The sequence below is a fragment of the Proteus mirabilis ATCC 29906 genome, assembly GCF_000160755.1.
Classification (GTDB): Bacteria; Pseudomonadota; Gammaproteobacteria; order Enterobacterales; family Enterobacteriaceae; genus Proteus; species Proteus mirabilis.
On record NZ_GG668576.1, the window covers coordinates 887,561 to 909,598 of the forward strand.

19 protein-coding genes are annotated in these 22,038 nt (G+C 39.1%); 7 read left to right on the plus strand and 12 right to left on the minus strand.

Annotated features, from left to right (window positions below; all coding sequences use genetic code 11):
- Window position 1: 1 nt before the first annotated feature.
- From nrdB to tyrP, 4 genes are all read left to right on the plus strand, one after another.
- On the plus strand, window positions 2-1,132 hold the full coding sequence (gene nrdB / locus HMPREF0693_RS04110; protein WP_004243654.1) for a class Ia ribonucleoside-diphosphate reductase subunit beta: 1,131 nt from the start codon (window positions 2-4) through the stop codon (window positions 1,130-1,132).
- 24 nt (window positions 1,133-1,156) lie between these two features.
- Window positions 1,157-1,435, plus strand: coding sequence for a class I ribonucleotide reductase maintenance protein YfaE (yfaE, locus tag HMPREF0693_RS04115; RefSeq protein WP_004243655.1), 279 nt, complete (start codon window positions 1,157-1,159; stop codon window positions 1,433-1,435).
- Between the two features lie 107 nt (window positions 1,436-1,542).
- The gene (locus tag HMPREF0693_RS04120; protein ID WP_004243656.1) at window positions 1,543-1,776 is read left to right on the plus strand and encodes a YgdI/YgdR family lipoprotein; all 234 of its coding nucleotides are present in this window, start codon (window positions 1,543-1,545) and stop codon (window positions 1,774-1,776) included.
- A 190-nt stretch (window positions 1,777-1,966) separates the two neighbouring features.
- A complete protein-coding gene (gene tyrP, locus HMPREF0693_RS04125) occupies window positions 1,967-3,178 on the plus strand; it encodes a tyrosine transporter TyrP (RefSeq protein WP_004243660.1) in 1,212 nt (403 codons plus the stop codon).
- A 104-nt stretch (window positions 3,179-3,282) separates the two neighbouring features.
- Here tyrP and HMPREF0693_RS04130 read toward each other — a convergent pair whose 3' ends face one another.
- Entirely contained in the window at window positions 3,283-3,825 is a 543-nt protein-coding gene (locus HMPREF0693_RS04130) for a YfaZ family outer membrane protein (protein WP_004248380.1), read from the minus strand.
- 282 nt (window positions 3,826-4,107) lie between these two features.
- Here HMPREF0693_RS04130 and HMPREF0693_RS04135 point away from each other — a divergent pair, with 282 nt between their 5' ends.
- Window positions 4,108-5,562 (plus strand): catalase, encoded by a 1,455-nt coding sequence (locus HMPREF0693_RS04135; RefSeq protein WP_004248382.1) that lies wholly within the window; start codon window positions 4,108-4,110, stop codon window positions 5,560-5,562.
- Between the two features lie 95 nt (window positions 5,563-5,657).
- Here the strand turns inward: HMPREF0693_RS04135 and menE are convergent, their stop codons facing one another.
- The 6 genes from menE to HMPREF0693_RS04165 form a co-directional block, all read right to left on the minus strand.
- On the minus strand, window positions 5,658-7,082 hold the full coding sequence (gene menE, locus HMPREF0693_RS04140; RefSeq protein WP_004243666.1) for an o-succinylbenzoate--CoA ligase: 1,425 nt from the start codon (window positions 7,080-7,082) through the stop codon (window positions 5,658-5,660).
- Window positions 7,070-8,041, minus strand: coding sequence for an o-succinylbenzoate synthase (menC, locus tag HMPREF0693_RS04145; protein ID WP_004243667.1), 972 nt, complete (start codon window positions 8,039-8,041; stop codon window positions 7,070-7,072). Before menC ends, menE begins: the two co-directional genes overlap by 13 nt.
- On the minus strand, window positions 8,041-8,898 hold the full coding sequence (menB, locus tag HMPREF0693_RS04150) for a 1,4-dihydroxy-2-naphthoyl-CoA synthase (RefSeq protein WP_004243669.1): 858 nt from the start codon (window positions 8,896-8,898) through the stop codon (window positions 8,041-8,043). Before menB ends, menC begins: the two co-directional genes overlap by 1 nt.
- A 12-nt stretch (window positions 8,899-8,910) precedes the next feature.
- Window positions 8,911-9,678, minus strand: coding sequence for a 2-succinyl-6-hydroxy-2,4-cyclohexadiene-1-carboxylate synthase (gene menH, locus HMPREF0693_RS04155; protein WP_004243671.1), 768 nt, complete (start codon window positions 9,676-9,678; stop codon window positions 8,911-8,913).
- The gene (gene menD, locus HMPREF0693_RS04160; protein ID WP_004243672.1) at window positions 9,662-11,347 is read right to left on the minus strand and encodes a 2-succinyl-5-enolpyruvyl-6-hydroxy-3-cyclohexene-1-carboxylic-acid synthase; all 1,686 of its coding nucleotides are present in this window, start codon (window positions 11,345-11,347) and stop codon (window positions 9,662-9,664) included. The genes menH and menD overlap by 17 nt, the downstream gene beginning before the upstream one ends.
- A 341-nt stretch (window positions 11,348-11,688) precedes the next feature.
- Entirely contained in the window at window positions 11,689-13,017 is a 1,329-nt protein-coding gene (locus tag HMPREF0693_RS04165; RefSeq protein ID WP_004243673.1) for an isochorismate synthase, read from the minus strand.
- A gap of 211 nt (window positions 13,018-13,228) precedes the next feature.
- Here HMPREF0693_RS04165 and HMPREF0693_RS04170 point away from each other — a divergent pair, with 211 nt between their 5' ends.
- The gene (locus HMPREF0693_RS04170) at window positions 13,229-14,440 is read left to right on the plus strand and encodes an alpha-xenorhabdolysin family binary toxin subunit A (protein WP_004243675.1); all 1,212 of its coding nucleotides are present in this window, start codon (window positions 13,229-13,231) and stop codon (window positions 14,438-14,440) included.
- Between the two features lie 14 nt (window positions 14,441-14,454).
- Window positions 14,455-15,462, plus strand: a complete 1,008-nt coding sequence (locus HMPREF0693_RS04175) for an alpha-xenorhabdolysin family binary toxin subunit B (RefSeq protein WP_004243678.1) — start codon at window positions 14,455-14,457, stop codon at window positions 15,460-15,462.
- Between the two features lie 883 nt (window positions 15,463-16,345).
- Here the strand turns inward: HMPREF0693_RS04175 and nuoN are convergent.
- From nuoN to nuoJ, 5 genes are read right to left on the minus strand one after another with little or no spacing between them, the layout of a single operon-like run.
- On the minus strand, window positions 16,346-17,815 hold the full coding sequence (nuoN, locus tag HMPREF0693_RS04185) for an NADH-quinone oxidoreductase subunit NuoN (RefSeq protein WP_004243680.1): 1,470 nt from the start codon (window positions 17,813-17,815) through the stop codon (window positions 16,346-16,348).
- 6 nt (window positions 17,816-17,821) lie between these two features.
- A complete protein-coding gene (nuoM, locus tag HMPREF0693_RS04190) occupies window positions 17,822-19,351 on the minus strand; it encodes an NADH-quinone oxidoreductase subunit M (protein WP_004243685.1) in 1,530 nt (509 codons plus the stop codon).
- Between the two features lie 19 nt (window positions 19,352-19,370).
- On the minus strand, window positions 19,371-21,206 hold the full coding sequence (nuoL, locus tag HMPREF0693_RS04195; protein WP_004243686.1) for an NADH-quinone oxidoreductase subunit L: 1,836 nt from the start codon (window positions 21,204-21,206) through the stop codon (window positions 19,371-19,373).
- The gene (gene nuoK, locus HMPREF0693_RS04200; protein ID WP_004243687.1) at window positions 21,203-21,505 is read right to left on the minus strand and encodes an NADH-quinone oxidoreductase subunit NuoK; all 303 of its coding nucleotides are present in this window, start codon (window positions 21,503-21,505) and stop codon (window positions 21,203-21,205) included. Before nuoK ends, nuoL begins: the two co-directional genes overlap by 4 nt.
- The gene (gene nuoJ / locus HMPREF0693_RS04205) at window positions 21,502-22,035 is read right to left on the minus strand and encodes an NADH-quinone oxidoreductase subunit J (RefSeq protein ID WP_004243688.1); all 534 of its coding nucleotides are present in this window, start codon (window positions 22,033-22,035) and stop codon (window positions 21,502-21,504) included. The genes nuoK and nuoJ overlap by 4 nt, the downstream gene beginning before the upstream one ends.
- Between the last annotated feature and the right edge of the window lie 3 nt (window positions 22,036-22,038).

Here is a 22,038-nt window from a genome sequence, read left to right on the forward strand (position 1 = left end):
TATGTCTTATACCACTTTTTCACAAGTTAGAAATGATCAGCTTCAGGAGCCCATGTTTTTTGGGCAACCTGTTAACGTAGCGCGTTATGATCAGCAAAAGTACCCTATTTTTGAAAAACTAATTGAAAAGCAACTCTCTTTCTTCTGGCGTCCAGAAGAAGTTGATGTTTCTCGTGATCGTATTGACTACAATGCGCTTCCCGATCACGAAAAACACATTTTTATTAGTAATTTAAAATATCAAACTCTGCTTGATTCGATCCAAGGTAGAAGCCCTAACGTGGCATTTTTACCTTTAATTTCGATTCCAGAATTAGAAACTTGGGTAGAAACATGGTCGTTCTCTGAAACCATCCATTCACGCTCTTATACCCATATTATTCGTAATATCGTCAACGATCCGTCGGTCGTTTTTGATGATATTGTTGAAAATAAAGAGATTTTAAAACGTGCTCGTGATATCTCATCTTATTATGATGAGTTAATCAATTTAACTAACCTTTACCATATGTTTGGTGAAGGTACGCATCAAATAAAAGGTAAAACTGTTGAAGTTACTTTACGTAAGCTCAAAAAACAGCTTTACCTATGCTTAATGAGTGTTAATGCTTTAGAAGCGATTCGTTTCTATGTCAGCTTTGCCTGTTCATTTGCCTTTGCAGAGCGCGAACTGATGGAAGGTAACGCTAAAATCATTAAATTGATTGCCCGTGATGAAGCATTACACTTAACAGGCACACAGCATATGCTCAATTTACTGCGTTCAGGTCAAGATGATCCTGAAATGGCCGAAATTGCCGCAGAATGCGAACAAGAATGTTATGACCTATTTGTTGAAGCAGCAGAGCAAGAAAAAGAGTGGGCAGAATACCTATTCTCAGAAGGCTCTATGATCGGTTTAAATAAAGAGATCCTTTGCCAATATGTTGAATATATTACTAATATTCGTATGCAGGCAGTAGGACTTAAATTGCCGTTTAAAGCACGTTCAAACCCTATTCCATGGATTAATGCTTGGTTAGTATCTGATAATGTGCAAGTTGCACCACAAGAAGTTGAAGTAAGCTCATATCTAGTAGGTCAAATCGACTCACAAGTAGATACTGATGATTTAAGTAACTTCGAACTGTAAAACAGAGAACTAGCGCTATACATTATGGCATCTCATAAAGTGACCCTGCACCAGCAGGGTCTATCAACCGCATTAGAATTTAGCTCTGAAACGCATCCTTCCTTGTTGGAGACGTTAGAGCGCAGCAAAATTCAAATCGAATATCAATGCCGAGAAGGTTATTGTGGCTCTTGCCGATTACGCTTAGTAAAAGGCAAAGTATGTTATCGCAATGAGCCATTGGCATTTATTCAAGCTGATGAAATTTTACCTTGTAGCTGTCACCCTGTGAGTGATATCGAAATCGAGATCTGCACAAAGTAAAACCATTGACTATAATGATCACTGTTTTCTTATATTGTTCTTTTTCTAACACAAATGCGTATTTTTAACTAAAGTTAAATAACAGAGTTATAAAAAGGATCGTTACTATGAAACTAAAAACTATTTTACCGATTTGTGCCGCCTCTTTCTCTTTACTGCTATTAGCAGGTTGTTCATCGCCACAAAAAATTGAAACCGTCGATGGGCAAACCATTTTGACCACAGATAAACCTCAAGAAGATGAGTCTACCGGATTAATTATTTATAAAGATGCTGAAACCGGTGCAATCAAACAAATTAATCGTGATCAAATAAGAAGAATGGTTGAGCTTGATGATTAATTAATCTTTTTTTGTCGTTCAACAACCAAAGATATGATGAATAGCGCCAACATTTTGTTGGCGTTTTTTTATATCCCCTTTATTTTGTAAACAAAACATTACACCCATCGTAATTAAAATTTGACAGAAATTTACCATTCTTATACCCTACTTTTAACTAGGTAAAATAGTTTGGAAAAACGAGGACTTTGTGAAAAATCGCACTATAGGCAGTGTATTTATTGTTGCAGGAACAACAATTGGTGCAGGAATGTTGGCAATGCCACTTGCTGCTGTGGGTATTGGCTTTAGTACCATGGTGTTATTGCTGGTGGGCTTATGGCTATTAATGAGTTACACCGCGCTTTTATTAGTGGAAGTCTATCAATACAACGATCCCCATACAGGCCTTGGCTCTATTGCGAAACGTTATCTGGGTATTGGAGGACAAGTCGTTACAGGTTTAGCTTTGCTACTTCTTATGTATGCTTTAACAACGGCTTATATCAGTGGTGCGGGTGAATTATTAGCTTCGACTTTATCTTCTTGGATTGGTCATAAGATAACCATCACACAAGGTATCATTATCTTTACAATTATTGGTGGTGCAGTAGTCGGTATTGGCACCACTTCTGTGGATATGATTAACCGCTTACTCTTTACAGCAAAAGTTATTTTCTTAATTTTTATGCTGGTAGTCATGTTACCCCATGTGGAAAAAGTCAACTTAACCTCTATGCCTATCGCTCAGGGACTCGTTCTTTCTGCGATCCCGGTTATTTTTACCTCTTTTGGTTTCCACGGTAGTGTACCCAGTATTGTCAGTTACATGGATGGCAATATCAAAAAACTACGCCTCATATTTATCGTAGGTAGCGCAATCCCTCTTATTGCTTATATTTTATGGCAATTAGCAACATTAGGAGCTATTCCCACCACCACCTTTATGGGGATTTTAGCCCAAGAATCTGGCTTAAATGGCCTACTCACCGCCATCCGTGATGTGGTTGCTACACCGCGAGTCAATATTGCTGTCAACCTTTTCGCAGCCCTTGCACTCGCCACCTCTTTCTTAGGCGTAGCATTAGGATTATTTGATTATCTAGCTGATTTGTTTAAACGCAGTAATCGCGCATCTGGTCGTTTTCAATCTGGTTTATTAACCTTTGTTCCACCGCTATTCTGTGCGTTATTTTTCCCTAACTTTGTGCAAGCCTTAGCCTATGCCGCAATTGCTTTATCTATTCTCGCACTATTATTACCGGCACTACTGGTATGGAAAGTAAGACAGCAAAAGCAGACTACAGAGCATTATAAAGTTAAAGGCGGTAAGCCAGCCTTAGCCATTGTATTTATCTGCGGGTTAGTGGTGATTGGTATTCAAATAGCGATTACCTTTAATATATTGCCACAAGTGGGTTAATCACCATTAGCTGATAAAAATCAAATAAAAAGCAGGTGTTAATTGTAACACCTGCTAAAAATAAATAACTAAACGGGAAAAACCTAATGTTCCCGTTATTGATATTAGAAACTTAAACCAGCTCCTACATAGAAACCATCAGCAAGTTTATTGTTACTGTGATTATGCGCGTTTTCAATTTCAATCACCCGATAACCCGCATTAACATGAAGTGGTTTAAATACCGTGTATTTAGCACCAACATCAGCTTCATAATAGGATTTACTTCCTGAGGTTAATCCTTCCGGCGAAGCGTAAGCTTCACCATAAACACTCAGTGAAGGTAAAACACGCCAATTAAGTCCAACACCACCAGCTAATGCCGCGCCGTCATCACCATTTTTGGGAGAGAGGTAAAGTGCTTTACCACCAACGCTTGCTGAGAATGGGCCAAGAGGTAACGCAAATTTTGCACCTAAACTACCTAATTGACCATCGTGATCACTACGTGCCCAATTACCGTTAAAAGAAAGTCCAGAATCGGCATCACCTAAACCTGCTTGTACATCGGTATAATGTTTACCCGCTTGCACATTCATCGATATGGCATTGGCATTAGCAGAAATAAGTAATGCGCTCATTGCTCCTAATAATAAAAACTTTTTCATTATGATTACCCCAGCAAATAATTTTCCTAACTTATAATTATACAGCAAATTTATTAAACAATTTTACTGAGAATTGAAAGTCAATGTTTAGATTTTTCAATCTATGTAAATAAGTTACATCTATCAATACTATCGGTCTAATGGGTTTTATTAATAATTTTAATCTTGCTAAAGTGGAATTACAGTAAAAATTAACCATAATAAATATAAGGCTGTTCGCTTCGTTTTATTCACCCATGCTATTTTTTAATGTTCACTATTCCACAAATTGGAGAAGATGTGATGGAAAAGAAAAAGCTCACAACGGCGGCTGGTGCACCAGTTGTAGATAATAATAATGTAATAACAGCAGGACCTCGTGGCCCAATGTTACTACAAGATGTCTGGTTTTTAGAAAAACTCGCCCATTTTGATCGTGAAGTTATTCCTGAAAGACGTATGCACGCAAAAGGCTCTGGTGCCTTTGGTACATTTACTGTCACTCACGATATTACGAAATATACTCGAGCTAAAATATTCTCTGAAGTGGGTAAAAAAACAGAAATGTTTGCTCGTTTTTCAACAGTAGCGGGTGAACGTGGTGCAGCTGATGCTGAGCGCGATATTCGTGGATTTGCCTTAAAATTTTATACAGAAGAAGGTAACTGGGATATGGTGGGTAATAATACTCCTGTATTCTATCTACGTGATCCCCTTAAATTCCCTGATCTTAACCATATCGTAAAACGTGACCCTCGCACTAATATGCGTAATATGGCTTATAAATGGGATTTCTTTTCTCATTTACCAGAATCTCTACACCAATTAACTATCGATATGAGCGATCGTGGTTTACCTTTAAGCTATCGCTTTGTGCATGGTTTTGGTAGCCACACTTATAGCTTTATCAATAAAGATAATGAACGTTTCTGGGTTAAATTCCATTTCCGTTGCCAACAAGGCATCAAGAACTTAATGGATGATGAAGCGGAAGCTCTAGTAGGTAAAGATAGAGAAAGCTCTCAGCGTGATCTTTTTGAAGCCATTGAACGTGGTGATTATCCGCGTTGGAAGTTACAAATTCAGATCATGCCAGAAAAAGAGGCATCAACCGTGCCTTATAACCCATTTGATTTAACCAAAGTTTGGCCACATGCTGATTATCCACTCATGGATGTCGGTTACTTTGAGTTAAACCGTAATCCAGATAACTACTTCTCTGATGTTGAACAAGCTGCATTTAGCCCTGCGAATATTGTTCCAGGTATTAGTTTCTCACCAGATAAGATGTTACAAGGTCGTCTATTCTCTTATGGTGATGCACATCGTTACCGTTTAGGCGTTAACCATCATCAAATCCCTGTTAATGCCCCAAAATGCCCATTCCATAATTATCATCGTGATGGTGCTATGCGTGTTGATGGTAATAGTGGTAATGGTATTACTTATGAGCCAAATAGTGGCGGTGTGTTCCAAGAGCAACCTGACTTTAAAGAGCCACCACTTTCTATTGAAGGTGCAGCCGATCACTGGAACCATCGTGAAGATGAAGATTATTTCAGCCAACCTCGTGCACTGTATGAGCTATTAAGCGATGACGAGCATCAACGTATGTTTGCGCGTATTGCGGGCGAATTATCACAAGCAAGTAAAGAAACACAACAACGTCAAATCGACTTATTTACCAAAGTTCATCCTGAATATGGCGCTGGCGTTGAAAAAGCGATTAAAGTGTTAGAAGGGAAAGACGCTAAATAACCTGATAACAAGAAGCCCTGTGAGCAACTCGGCAAAATAATAAGGCGCCTGTAGTTTGGGCGCCTTTCTTAAAGTCGTTCGATAAAATCGCAATATCAATTTACTTGTTGCCCTTTCACCCACTGTTGCACTTGTTTACGAGAGATTTTGATCCCTCCATTCTTTAGCTGTTCTGGTAATAGTAAACAAGCGATGGGACGTTGAAAGCCTGCTAAACGCGTATGATACCATTGTGGTAATTGATTAATTGTCTCAATATCAGTATCAACAACAGCAACGGGACGTTGACCAAATTCAATATCGTCAATCGGGACAATAAATGTTTGGCGAACATTCGGGTGACTATTTAGCACCTTTTCAATATCTTCTGGCTGGATACCTTCACCCGCACTAAAAAACAGATTATCTAATCGCCCTAAAATGCACCATTCCCCCTCTTTAAAACAACCTCTATCCCGTGTTGCATACCAATCATCCTGAGTGTGTGATAACGGCTTTAATTGACCATCAAACCAATATCCTAATGCAACACTATCAGATTTGATCTGGATTTCATTATCCACTAATCTGACCGCTTTACCCTTTAATGGCGTACCAACTCCCGCTTTACCATCTGCGCGTTTTGCACAAACAGTAGAGGCCATTTCAGTCATGCCATAACCACACCAACACTGAATACCTTTACTTTCCGCACATTGGGTTAATTCAGTTGGGATCATCGCTCCCCCTAATAAAACCGCTTTTAATGTGATGGGCTGCGAACTATCCTGTTGTGTATTTTGTAATAAACGCCAAAGTTGCGTTGGCACTAAAGAAGCATGAGTACAGCCTTGCAAAGCAGCAATAAAGGGGTGCATATTACGCACTACCAAGGTAGCGCCTCGTAATAACCAACGCCAAAGAATTCCTTGCCCAGATACATGAAAGAGAGGTAAAGACAATAACCAACTGTCGCTTTTTTCAAAGGGTATCAATTCAAGAACACCTTCTGCACTACAAAGATGAGCTTGAAAAGTATGTACTGCGGCTTTAGGTAAACCTGATGATCCAGAGGTTAAGATCAGTGTTGCCATACGAGAAGATGTCCATGCAACACCTGCCATGTTATTTTTATCTTGATGTGATTTGTTATTGAATTCGACACCTGAAAGATCGAGTAACCTCGCATCTAACTCAAGTGTTGATCCACTTAAATCAGCATAAAAATCGATGTTTAAATGGGGTAATAAATCATCAAGTAGAGACTTAGGGAGCTGAGGATCTAACGGTAATACTTTTGCACCGCATTGAAAAACAGCAAGTAGCGTAAAAACAACATGGATATGATTTTTACCACGTAGCAACACGGTACTTTTAGTATTAACACCCTGTTTCGCTAAATGGTTCGCCAATTGATTAATATGACAACTTAATTGTTGCCATGTTATAGGTGAATCACCGGATATGATGGCCGTTTCATTTGGGTTAAGCTGCGCCCAGTGATGCCACGGCCATTGTGTAAAATTAACTACTGTTGCCATACTGTCTTAAGCTGTTCAAGCGTGATAAGCGGAATATCTACATCTGGCCAACAACGAATAAGTTGTTGTTTGATAAGATCAACGGTATCTAAACCGGGAATAGAATCTGGCGTTAACCACTGAGCCACTCTTGCCAGTTGTGTCAATCCAAAGCTACTTTCAATACTCGAGCTAATAATCGCCTCTAGACCTAAAGCATGTGCTTGTTCAACGATAGATTGGCAACGAGCAAGACTTCCTACTAGCGTAGGCTTGATAACAATCGCCGTAACACCCTCTTGAGCTTTCACTTCAAAACCTTCATCACGCACAGTCTCATCCCAAGCAATATTGATACCTGTTGCTTGTGAAAAGGCGAGTGACTCTTCTGGGGTTTTGCATGGCTCTTCTAAAAATGCAATACGGTCGCGCCATTGTGGGTTCACGTACTTGGCAAAACCTTCTGCTTTAGCTGGCGTCCAACTGCGATTGGCATCAAGTCTTAGTTTTAAGTCGGGGATTGCCTCTAGTAATAAGTTGACGACAATACCATCTCGTACCGCTTCATACAGACCGACCTTAACTTTAGCAACTTTCTCCCCACTCATTTCATTAAGACTTAAAATTAAGTCATCAGGATCACCGTTGCATAAAGGTGCGGCACGATAATTGGCTTCTTCTGGTAAAGTGCCTTCAAGCTCTGCTAATGCGCAACTAATACCAAAAGCGACACTTGGCAATTCACTGTCAGTAGGATTTTCACCTAGACACCAAGCTGCTAGCCAAGATTGTGCGGCATCTTGTGCTTGTTCTAACGTTTCATGGCTAAACTCAGGAAGAGGTGAAATTTCACCCCAACCTTGTTTGCCATTTTGCTCTAAACAAACAAGAAAACCATCACGCGTTTTTAATCTTTGGTAGCGCAGAACAACACCTGCCTCCATTGGCAGGCTGAATGAATAGAGTTTGGCGTTTCGCATTATGGGTTACGTTTAAATTTAGTGAAATCAGGATGACGTTTTTCATTAAAAGCATTACGTCCTTCTTGACCTTCATCTGTCATATAAAACAGCATGGTTGCATTACCAGCCAATTCTTGCAGACCCGCTTGACCATCACAGTCAGCATTTAATGCTGCTTTCAAGCAACGTAGTGCCATTGGGCTATTTTCTAGCATTTCACGACACCAACGTACCGTTTCTTTTTCAAGAGAAGCATAAGGAACAACGGTATTTACCAATCCCATATCTAATGCTTCTTGCGCATTATATTGGCGGCATAAGAACCAGATTTCGCGAGCTTTCTTCTGCCCGACAATACGTGCCATATAAGAAGCACCCCATCCACCATCAAATGAGCCTACTTTAGGACCAGTTTGACCAAAAATGGCATTGTCTGCAGCAATGGTTAAATCACACATCATATGTAAGACATGACCACCACCAATGGAGTAGCCAGCCACCATAGCAACAACGGGTTTAGGACAAGTACGAATTTGGCGTTGGAAATCTAATACGTTTAAGTGGTGAGTGCCACTTTCATCACGGTATCCACCGTAGTCACCACGGATCTTTTGGTCACCACCGGCACAAAACGCTTTTTCGCCTGCACCAGTAAGAATAATAGTACCAATTGAGTCATCGTAACGTGCATCGGCTAATGCTTGGATCATCTCTTTCACAGTCAAAGGACGGAAAGCATTACGCACTTGCGGGCGGTTAATCGTAATTTTGGCAATGCCATCGACAGATTTGTGGTAGAGGATATCTTCAAAACCTTCAGAACAATCCTGCCATTCAATCGGTGCATATAGCTTTTCTTCGCTCGGGTAAAGCATAATTAGGTTCCTTTAACCAAAGAGGGATAATACATGGTTTATCACCGCAGCATAAGCATCAGGCTGTGCCTGATGGGCATTATGACCAGCTTGCGGGATAGTCGTTAATGGCAGCGAATATTGCTGCGCTATTGATTGAAATTTTTTATCTTGCTCACCACACAACCAAATAAAGGGTAAGGTGAGTTGTTGTAATTCTGCAACTAACCAAGGCTGATGGCCTAAAGAGAGTGTTTCTAAACTTTCCGCAATACAAAAACCTGCATTACTACTGCGTTTTTCAACTAATAACTGACGCATTTCATCGCTTAAATCAGCAAAGACAGGCTGTTGATACCATTGCGTTAATACATCATTAATAGGTTCATTGCGAAAACGCGCGGCCCAACGTTTATCATGTGCAATACGGTTTTGTCTTTCTATTGCATCATATAAACCTGGGTTTCCCCCTTCAACAATCAATCCCATTAATCCCGATGTTTCACCAAAACATGCGTGATACATCGCAATTCTGCCACCTAAAGAGTAACCAATCAGCCAGTAATGATTAATATCGTATTCTTTTAAAGTGTCATGGAGTAATGCACTCATCTCGACAAAATTATTTACCCCAATAGAGGCAGAGTTACCATGACGGGGCAAATCAATCACGAGTGAGGGATATTCATGGCAAGCCTTAATGACGGTCTCCCACTCATGACTGTCTCCTAATAGTCCATGCAACCAAACTAACCATGGCCCTTCGTTATGCGTGTTATATTGCCTACAAGCTAAAGTCATAAGCGGTTACCTGTTTTACCAACTGATTTAAGGTTTCAGCACCCTCAGTTTCATTGACAATCAATTCAATTAATGTTGTTTTGGCTTCCCCCTGCCAACATGCAGTCACTGTAGTAAACAGATCATCCCAACAGTTTGGTGCAACATAATCTAAACCAAACATGGCAGCAGCATGTTTAAAATTTAAAGCATGGGGCATACAGTAAAAACGCTCCCGCTCTGCCATAGGCGTCGGTAACATAGAGAATATCTGCCCACCATTGTTATTGACGATAATCACCACATTTGGGGCATAGACTTGTTGATGTAGTGCCAAACTATTTAAATCATATAATGCCGATAAATCACCCAAGATAGTTAACGTCGGTTTTTGAGTGGCTCGATGAACACCTGCTGAGGTTGAAAGTAATCCATCAATGCCACTAGCACCACGATTACTCATAACAGGATAGCCCTGTGGCAATTGTGCAAAAGCATCAATTAAGCGCACAATTAAACTATTGCCAACAAAAAGCTGCCCATTGTGAGGAAGTAGATGATCTAACTGATGAGCAACTTGTGCTTCACCAAAATAGTCTGTTACTTCAGTAACATGTTGATAAGTTTGTGTAGCAATATGACTTAATGACAACGCCCAAGGTAAATTATCAATAGCAGGATGTGCCGTTAACCATTGACTCGGGGATAAGGTAAATTTCTCCCCTTGATGATGCCCCGGATCTAAACGTCCCGGAATAGCATCAATCACCCAATACATTTGCGGTGAGCAATTCGCTTGCCATTGTAATAAGCGTTTGCCTGTTAAACTGGAGCCAAATTGGATCACTATTTCTGCTTGGTTTAATTCAGCCTTCACTTGTGGATTATTTAGCCATAAGTCAGCACAAGGTAGTGGTTGTCCAGTTTGTGATAACACATCACCTAACAGAGGCCATCCCAATTGTGAGGCCCATTTGGCAACGGCAATCCCCTCTTTCGCACTGATACGTCCAGCAATAACGACCCCTTTTTTCTGACGTAGTCGATCCCATTGAGGGTGTGTAGTCACAGAGGGAGAAAGCGTTTCTTGTAACCAAGGTTTATCACTTTGCCACCACTTTCCTAATGCTTGTGTCCATGGTGTGTCATGCTCTATATCATCACCATATAATGGCTCTGCAAAAGGGCAGTTTACATGCAAAGCACCATGCACAAGATTATTCATGGCATTATCTAATGTAGAAACCAGCCAACGAGCAGGAATATCTGCTGTAGGGCGTGGTAAAGAGAGTGTTTCTGAGGGATGGCTGGCAAAAATACCTTGTTGGCGTATAGCCTGATTGGCGCCACAATTAATCAGTTCAGGCGGTCTATCTGCCGTGAGAAAAATCACCCGTTCACCAGTAAGTCCCGCTTCAATTAAAGCCGGGTATAAGTTTGCCACTGCAGTACCTGAGGTGACAATCACAGCAACAGGCTGTTGAGTGGCTTTCGCCAAACCTAATGCTAAGTGACCTAAACCACGCTCATCGAAATGCGTATGACAAATAAGTTTATGATTGGCGGCTGCCGCAAGCGTTAAAGGCGTTGAACGTGATCCGGGTGCGATACAGATATGACGTAAACCATGACGAGTCAAAGTTTCCAGTATAACTTTAGCCCATTGGCGATTAAACGAACTATTAGACATTGATCATCCCAATAACGAAAACCTGCAATGACTATTATAATATCTGTTCCTAAATACTTTTCCTTAGCCTAGTTCAATGAACAGAAGTTTTCGTTAAATAAATCGTGAAAAAGAACTCTGATAAGAGTGTATTATTTAAGCTAAAGTACTTATCTTTTTAGGCTTAATTTTTATCGTTAACAAAAAGATAGCAATAACACTAGCTAGCACAAGAATAACATTAATTTATTAACAAGATGCAGTGACGAGTTGAAAGTAGCACTAAATGGCATCCTAATCAGTACTACTTATCAACACCCAGTTTATATATTATGAGAGCCACTGGATAAACTGCAAAGAATTCAACACTCTTTTTCTAATAAAGTGCGCAAACCTGCTGCTTTATTTTCAATTTCAGCCCACTCTTGCAAAGGATCAGATCCCGCAACCACCCCTGCGCCCGCATAAAGCGTTAATGCATCATCATGCAATTCACCGCAACGCAGGCTAACCGCAAATTCGGCATGAGGCAAAGACAAATAGCCCGCAGAGCCAGCATACCAACGGCGTTCAAAAGGTTCATGTTGACGAATAAAAGTGCGCGCAATAGAGCGCGGTAAGCCACAAACAGCCGCGGTAGGTTGTAAACGCTGTAAACAATCCACATCATCAGCATGGATAAGTTTACCGTGGATATAGCGACGCAGATGTTGCACTTTACGTAAGCGGATCACATCTGCTGACGACACATCAATCCCTTCTATCCCACCTTGTAATCGCTGACAAATATCATCAACTACCACCAGATTTTCATGTTGATTTTTTTTATCGTTCATTAGCCAATCAGCAAATGCTCTGGCCTGTTGTTCATTATCAGAACTTGCCACAGTGCCCGCTAACGCTTCGGTATAAAGCACAAATTCATCGCGTTTATACAATCTTTCTGGTGATGAGCCCATAAAAGCATCAGTAGGTGAAAAAGCCAGCATATAATGATAGCAATGATGATTAACATCTCGACTTGCTTTCATAAATTGAATAGCTTTTAACGGATTATCTAAGCTTAAGCAGGTTGCCCGTGCAGGTACTACTTTTTCAAATACACCTTGATTGATTTCCTCTAAAGCAATATTAAGATAGTCAGTCCATTGCTGTTGCGTTAACGAGTGCTCTACAGATGTTACTTTGACAGATAAAGGTGCAATATTCAGTGCATTTTTAAGTGAGCGAATAAAAGCAAGCGCACTTTGCTTATCTTCTTCTGCCAATAAATTAATATGGATCGACAGTTGTTGCTGACGTCTTATTTCGATACGAGGTAAAAAAAGGTAAGCATCATCCCCCTTTTCTTTATCAATACGCCCTGGAATAATGGTATCCCACGCGTTTAATCCCCAAATACGCACATCATCAGCATGCAATGAATGCCGATGTGTTGCTAAAAATCGATGAGCATCACGGATATGATTAAAGCACTTAACTTGTCCACAAGCGGCTACTTCTTCGCTTTCATCACGATGTTGCCAATAAAATTGCGGGTAATACGTTTGTGCTGCTAGCCATGAAAGTAAGGAAAATGACACCTCTGATGGCAAGATAACTTTCAAATGTAAAAGATCATCTTGTGCTGTCAGATTTATATTTTTAACTTTTTCGTACAGTGTCGAAAACACAGGATTAACCTTTTCCACTCTAAATACCTACTACTAATGAAAAGAAAGATTATACGTCTCTATAAGAATTATCAAAGTGCTGATTAATTATAACCTTTGTCATTTATCAAACTTTTGTTGTTTTCATGTTACAAAGGAGAAGCATTGACCAGATAATCGCAAATGGAAAACAGATCACTTCTAAATTATGCCTTAATCATAACAAATAATTATACATAAGAGAGGTTATATGGATACAACCACCCTTGATCATATAGATAAAGTGATTGAACAATACCAACTTCCCGAAGTCACTCTTAGCTTAATTCTAGGTAAAAATATCGATCATGGACGTAGTGCGGGTATTTTTACACCTTATGATCTTAATAAAATCAAATCTTATATTGATAAAGTATTAAAATTACCTTATCAAAAAGACACTATTATTGAATTATTAGGCTATGAAGATATTAACATTTCCCAAATATCGGCTGAAACTATTCAAACCCTCTTCTTAAATATGAGAACACATGCCTTTGAATGGCAAAAAATTGAATACTCAGTAAAACAGCAAGCTATTGATTTAGAGATCACCGGTAGAGAAATCACGAGTACAGGTGAGCAACTATTGGCATTTATTAATAAAATGCCAATTATAAAAAAAATAAATAGGAAAATTGAAGATATCACACCAGAAGAACTCAGTTCAATAAAATATTCAACACAAGATAAAAAAGTGTCTAAGCAACTTGTTGCCATTTTAGAAAGCATGAAAAATGATATTAATGAGCAATATAATAATACCTTAAAAATAAAAAACATGATTTATGATTTTAGAATAGAAATTGTGGGAGGTGAAAATAGTAAAGGTAATATATGTCATTCAATTTATTATGATATCATTAATAAAAAGAAATATATTAATGATTTTTTTGATAATAGTGATGACTCACTAAATGAACAGAGAATTTTATTAGAAAATGAAATTGAAATATTAAAAAAAGAGTATCAACACTTCGTGAAACTCGCCTTTACGGGGTTAGCATTCGGTATTATTGGTGTGATCATTACTGGAGGGATCTTTGGTTCAAAAGCTGAAAAAATCCGTAAAAAAAGAAATGAAACAATAGAGAAACTACATAATATCAATAAAGGAATAAAACAACAATCAACTATTTCTGAGTGTTTACAACGTTTTCAAGTCGATTTAGACGAAATAGAACAATATATTGAAGATGCTGATATGTCTGTGGAGCATCTTCTTTATATGTGGCAAACAATTTTAACTGAAATTAATGCTTCATTAATTAATTTTAAAAAAATTGATAATGCAATGGAGTTAATTAGATTTAGTATTTATTTAGAAAAAATCATTGCACCTTGGTATATGGTGGTCGGTTACTCAAAGGAAATGATGGCGGTATTTGATGAAGCTTTATCCTCTTTTTATTCATCTAAATAACAAAAGGAAATGTTATGAATAGCGTAACTTCGCAATTACAGGAATTTGATTGCAATCAATTTTTCCATACTATTAAATCAATTAGAAAAATAACTTCTGAACTATTTGAACATGATAATATCTTAAATCATAATCTTATTACCATATCAATAAACAATAATAAAATTTATGATGAAATAATTATTTTCTCTATTCTGCTAAAAAGCCGGCTAAACCAGAAATTGTTAACAGGGATATTTAAAAATATTAATGAAATTAATCATGCAATGGCTGATAGAGAGTTAACACAGCAATTATCAGAAAAACTGCTCCAAGAGAAAATGTTTATTGAGCAGTTATTTAAAGATGAATTAACTGAATCTATAGAAATTATAGAAAAGCACATCAGTTTTATTAATGATAAAAAACAGCTCTTAACAACCACCACTATTATTAGTGAAATAGATAAATTAATTAGAAATAAAGAAGAAATATCTATTGAAATCAATGAGAAAATAGCCAAGCAAAAGTTATCGATTAATGAAATTAAAGAACAACTCGATATAATTACTAAAAGTGAAGATATTATTTATAATAAAAATATCCTCGATTTTTTTACCTCTCACCTGCCAAGTAAACAGACAATTTCTAAACTGCAGTTGGCTTCTTCAGAAAAAGATATTCTCTCTGTTTTTATCGATCTGCTAAAGCAATTTTTTACCCATCTGGAGAAAGGGTTTTCTTACCAAAAACTGGTAGAGACACGTCATACTCTTATTGATAACTATTTGATACAGATAAAAAATCTAACCAAACTAGAACAGAAAAAACAAGCTCTCTTATTTACCCTAAGTCGTTATTATGCAGTCACAGAAATCAATCAATATATTGATATGTTAAATCAACAATTATCGCTATTAGAGCAGTATTGGCATACATTAATAGAGCAACTGATACAATTAAAACGCAATCTTTCCGAGGCCAAAACCGTGCTCTCACCTCATCTTGTATTCCTTAATCACTTTTCACACCATTATCAATAATATTTTCACTAGCCAGACATCATAACCCCCTTAAAACAGGGGGTATGATTGGTATAGTAGATATAGAGCTGTTCAATATAATCTGGTTCATTCACTTTTTTATTTTAAAACGGAAAGTGTAATCCAGTATATATGCAATGATAGGAATAATAAAAATGAAGTGTATGACATAGGATATAAATAAAAAATCAGTAACCATTACTGAAGTATATTTATAATTAATAACTTGATATCCATTAAAATACCAAACAATCATATTGATTATATAGGGAATTAATAAATATATGATAAAACGGAATTTTTTATCAAAATTAATTTTTTTAATGAAACATAGTGTGATTAAAGCAAGAGCTATCAGATAAGAAAAAAACGAATATGATAATATTTTCTGTATTTCAATAACTATTTTAGAGTTTACAGAATAGGGATAAAGTTTAAAGAAATATTCATGAACTGTTTCTAAGTAAAAAACAACAATACTTATAAATAGTGATATTAATGTGATAAAAAAACTAGATTTAATAAGCACCAGATATCCCTCTTCCCTCCACGTTTAGAGTAGTATAGATCAATTCTGTTCATAAATTAGTTCTATTATTTTTCCGCTTGAGCTCTAAGTACTACAAATTCAATTATCTGAATGTTGGGATCATTCCACAATTGAAACAACAGCGAATAAGGTCATCTTCAGGAACAAGTTTATCAAGGGGAATTGTTGCGAACAAAAATTGCTGGGGGAAGGTATTCTTTTAACATATCGGTTAGCTCACTATTTGTACTAACCTGATAGATCAAACATCTAACTAAAAACGAGGACTTTTCCGTAGTTTGAAGAGCCTGATAAAATATCAGGCTCTTTATCATAACAACGCGCAGATAAAAATTAATTTATCGCAGGTGCAATGATTGCAAAACGTGTCAGCTCAATCAATGGTTGTGGCCATACACCTAATACAATCACGATAATGGCGCAAACTAAAGTAATTAATGTTGCCATATTTTGTGATGTGGTCGTAACCGCTGGAGCATTATCGTTATCTGGTTTACGTAAGAAAACGATAGCTGCAGCACGTAGATAGTAGAATAAACCTATCGCACTACCTAACACTACCATGCCTGTTAACCACCACAAACTTGAATCAATACCAGCAAGAATAACATACAGTTTACCAATAAAGCCTAATGTTATTGGTACCCCTGCCAGTGATAGCATCATTAATGACATCACGATGGCAGCAACAGGACGACGCCAGAAAAGCCCACGATAATCTTCAAGAGACTCTAATTCACCTTTATTGTACGGGCTAGAAGCCACAGCAATCGCACCAAATGCACCTAAACTTGCAAAGAGATAACCTGCTAAATAAATCTCAGCGGTTTCTTGTGCCAGTATAGGGCTATATTGCAAGACAATTAATGCAACCAGTAAATAACCAAGGTGAGAGACAGAAGAGTAACCGAGTAAACGTTTTACGTTCTTCTGAGTCAGCGCCATGATATTACCAAACAGGATAGAGGCAATAGCCATAAAGCCTAAGATCATGCGTAATGTTTCGCTATCCGCCGCCGGCGCTTCAAGGAATAAGCGCATCACTACCGCAAATATACCAATCTTGCTCGCTGTCGCTAAAAATGCACCTGTTGGTGCTGGTGCACCTTGGTATACATCCGGTGTCCATAATTGGAATGGGAATAAAGAGAGCTTAAAACCAATTCCCACTAACATCATGCCTAACCCAGCAAGTACTAATGGTTTATGGATATTGCTATCACTTAAACTTTGCCCCATCGCCGTAAAGGAGAGATTTCCTGCTTCAGCATAAAGTAGTGCCATACCAAATAACAAGAAAGAAGAGGCCGCCGCAGAAAGCAGCATATATTTAATGCTCGCTTCCAGTGAAGGACGTTGTTGGAAAGCATAACCAATCAGACCAAATAACGGCAATGTTAATAACTCAATACCAATAAACATTGACGCCAAGTGGTGCGCAGAAGAGAGTAAAATACCGCCAATGACAGCAATCGCCACCAGCATATAAAACTCTTCTTTATTATCTTGATAACCTTCCAACCAAGGATAAGCAAAAGCAACCGTGCCTAAACCAGCAATAATAGTTAATGCCGTGAAAAAGCTGGAATAACCATCTACATGGTAGAGGGTGGTCACATCAACTACGCCTAATGCATTAACGTAGTAAAGTGATCCGAGAGCGATGATAAAACCAGTTGCTGTCAAGGTGGCAATAGTAAAGTGATCGCGTCGCCACGCAATGGACAGCATCACAACCACCACCGTCAAGATGACGACTAACAGCGGTAGCATTGCGATCAATTGTTCAGGAGTTATTGTCATGGCGAATTACAGCCTTACTGTTGAAAGAGAAGCGGAATACCAAGTCTGGAGATTTTCCATTGCTGATATCGAAGTATCTAATACTGGTTGTGGGAAGAAGCCCAAAATAACCAATAAAACCACCAAGATAAACAGGATCAAAAATTCTCTCAGATTTAACCCTTTATAGGTTCTTTCTGCTGTTTTCGGTGAACCATAGTAAGCTTGTTGCATCATCCACAAAGCGTAGACAGAAGCAAAAACTAACCCAAAGACCGAAATAATAGTGATCAGCTTAAAGTGGCCATAAGTACCAAATAGGATCATAAACTCACCAACAAAGTTACCTGTTCCTGGCATACCTAAAGAGGCAACCGCAAAGAACAGTGAAAATGCTGGTAAGAAACGGATGCTTTTCCACAATCCACCCATTTGATTCATATCACGCGTACCTAAACGCTCATACAGCATGCCACACATGATAAACAGACCGGCAGCAGACAAACCATTGGTGATCATTTGAATAATCGCACCTTGGTAAGCCAAAACAGAGCCAGCATAAATCGCAATCACGATAAAGCCCATGTGAGAAATACTACTGTAAGCGGCCAGACGTTTAATATCCGTTTGACGGAATGCTAACAGTGCAGCGTAGAATACGGTGATTAAGCCTAGCCACATCGCAACAGGTGCCAGTAATGCAGACGCTTCTGGGAATAACGGTAAGTTAAAACGTAATAAACCGTAAGCGGCTGTTTTTAGCAAAATACCTGATAAGTCAACAGAGCCCGCCGTTGGTGCTTCTGCATGTGCATCAGCTAGCCAGCCATGAACGGGGACAATTGGCATTTTTACTGCGAATGCAGCAAAGAAGCCAAGCATCAGAATAAATTGCAGTTCACTACCTAATAAGGTGTGCGCTTGTAGTAAGGTGTCATAATTAAACGTCCAAATACCTGTTTTGCTGTAAAAAGCGACAGCTAAACCGATAATGGCCAGCAACATTAACAGGCCACTCGCCTGTGTATAAATAAAGAACTTAGTTGCTGCACTAACATGTTTCTCATCGCTACTTCCTTTATGTCCCCAAAGAGAGATAAGGAAATACATTGGGATCAACATCATTTCCCAAAAGAAGAAGAATAAGAACAAGTCAGTCGCTAAGAATACCCCCATAACACCTGCTAAGATCCACAGCAGGTTGAAATGGAAAGCCCCTTGTGATGGTTGATTTTCGCTCCATGAAGAGAGCACCGCTAAAATACCTAAAATAGCAGTTAATACCACCATCAATAATGACATGCCATCAAGTGCAAACTGAATATTAATCCCCAAAGCAGGGATCCACGGTACAAAGTAAAACTCTGTCCAGCGAGGTGCACCATCAACACTAATCAGTTGATAGTCACCTTGCAACCACAGTTGCACAGAAATAACGAGTGTTAATCCCATCGTCAGCAACGCAACCCAGCGAGGAACTTGCGAGCCGATTCGTTCAGCCTGCCAACTTAGCAGGCCACCGATGAAGGGAATAAGTATTAGCCAGGGTAATAACATGGCGCAATGTGTCCCTTAATTAAACCAGAAGCAGCAGAGCGATAACCAGCACTGCACCTAAACCGAGAGAAGCCGCATACCAACGCGCTAATCCGTTTTCACTGAAACTCAAGCCTTTATTGGCGCCTTTAAAGAGACAGCCAAAGAGATTAAAGAATTGGTTAACAGGATCATTTTGGATAAGCCATGCCGCACCTTTATAAGGTTTGACAAACAGCACCTCATACAGTGCATCAAATCCCCATGCGTGGAACCACCATGTTGAGAAGAAACGCCCTGTTTTGGTATTTGCCACCTGAGAAACAAGTTGACGCTGTTTCAGGTATAACCATGCTGCAATGGCAACGCCTACAATCGCTACCACACCAGAAAGGATTTCTAATACATACTTACCTTCATGAGTAGCGGTGCTTTCTGGGAAAACATCGCCTAACGGTTGGGTAATTAACGCCCCAATAAAGGTTGATAACAACGCTAATACCGCTAATGGGAAAGTATGAGTGAAGCCTTTAACTTGGTGTGCTTCGGTTTTGGTTTCACCATGGAATACGATGAAAATTAAACGGAAGGTATAAAGTGACGTAAAGAATGCGCCAATTAAACCTGCTAACATTAAATTGAAATGTCCGTTTGCGTACGCACCCCATAAGATTTCATCTTTACTGAAGAACCCTGCTGTTAACAGTGGTAATGCCGCTAAGGCACCTCCGCCAATTAAAAAGCATGCATAAACAAATGGGATCTTCTTACGTAACCCGCCCATCTTAAAGATATTCTGTTCATGATGGCAGGCAATAATCACTGAACCTGCAGATAAGAACAATAATGCTTTAAAGAACGCGTGAGTCATTAAGTGGAAAATTGCGCCATCCCATGCTTGAGCACCCAACGCCAAGAACATATAACCAATTTGGCTCATGGTTGAGTAAGCAAGAATACGCTTGATATCGGTTTGTACTAAAGCCGCAAAACCCGCTAATACTAATGTCACTGCACCAACGATACCGACTAATTCTAAGATATCAGGTGCCATTAAGAATAGCGCATTACTACGAGCAACTAAGTACACACCAGCGGTAACCATGGTGGCGGCGTGGATCAACGCAGAAACAGGTGTTGGACCGGCCATCGCATCCGCTAACCAAGTTTGTAATGGTAGTTGTGCTGATTTACCTACCGCACCCCCTAAGACCATTAACATTGCCCAGTTAATGATGCTTGATCCTGCGGTCAGTTGTTCAGGAGCCAATACCGCCATTTCGCGGAAACTTAGCGTACCTAATTGATCAAACAGGATAAACATACCGATAGCTAAGAAGACATCACCAATACGGGTAACAATAAATGCTTTCATTGCTGCCGCGCCATTAGCTGGGTTGTTATAGTAGAAACCAATTAATAAGTAACTACATAAACCAACCCCTTCCCAACCCATATACATCAGCATCATATTATCAGCCAATACTAAAACAACCATACTCGCGATAAATAAGTTGGTATAAGCAAAGAAGCGAGAATATCCTTCTTCACCACGCATATACCAAGATGCATACATATGAATAAGAAAACCAACGCCAGTGATAACACCTAGCATGGTTAATGATAGGCCATCAAGCACCAACGTAAATGGGATAGTAAAGTTCCCCGCTGACATCCAAGTCCAGAGTGTTAAGACTTCTGTTTCTTGTCCGTGAGCAAAGAAATCTATCCCCACCCAAAGTGTCACTAAAGCTGATAAACCAACAGCGCCCGTGCCAATCCATGCTGATACATTTTCAGACCAACGACCACCTGAGAATGCGAGCAGTAAAAATCCCAGCAGTGGTAGCACAAAGGTTAAATAGAGTATATTCATCCGCGCATCTCACTGACTGTATCAATATTGAGGTTTTGGCGATGACGATGAAGTTGTAATAACAATGCCAAGCCAATACTTGCCTCTGCCGCTGCCAAACTGATTGCCAGAATATACATAATCTGACCATCTGTTTGACCCCAATAGCTACCACCAACCACAAAGGCTAGCGCAGCTGAATTAATCATAATTTCGAGTCCGATCAACATAAATAACAGGTTGCGGCGAAGTACTAAGCAAGTAAAACCTAACACAAATAGTACCGCAGCCAAGATCAAACCATGTTGAAGAGGTATCATTTTGGCTCCCCTACTTTTTCGTTTTCGACGAGATCGTCATGGCTCTGATCACGACCGATGTGATAAGCAACAATTAATCCTGACAATAAGAGAACGGAGGCTAACTCAACAGCCAGAATATAAGGCCCAAATAAGCTAATACCGACTTCTTTCGCCCCAATAATCTCGCCACTAATCTCACCATGAGTGACACTACTAATTGCATAAACCAATACAATTAACAGTACCAGAGACAAAATCGCCGGCCCTATCCAAAATCTAGGCTGTAACCATTTTCTCTCTTGCTCAACGACCGATTTTCCTAAGTTAAGCATCATCACAACGAATACGAATAGCACCATAATCGCGCCGGCGTAAACGATGATCTCTAAAGCACCTGCAAAATAGGCACCTAACGAGAAGAACACCACTGAAAGGCCAATTAATGAAACAATCAGATACAGCAGTGCGTGTACCGGATTGGTATGCGTTATTACTCTCAAAGTGGCAAGGATTGAAATCAGTCCTGCAATATAAAATGCAAATTCCATGAA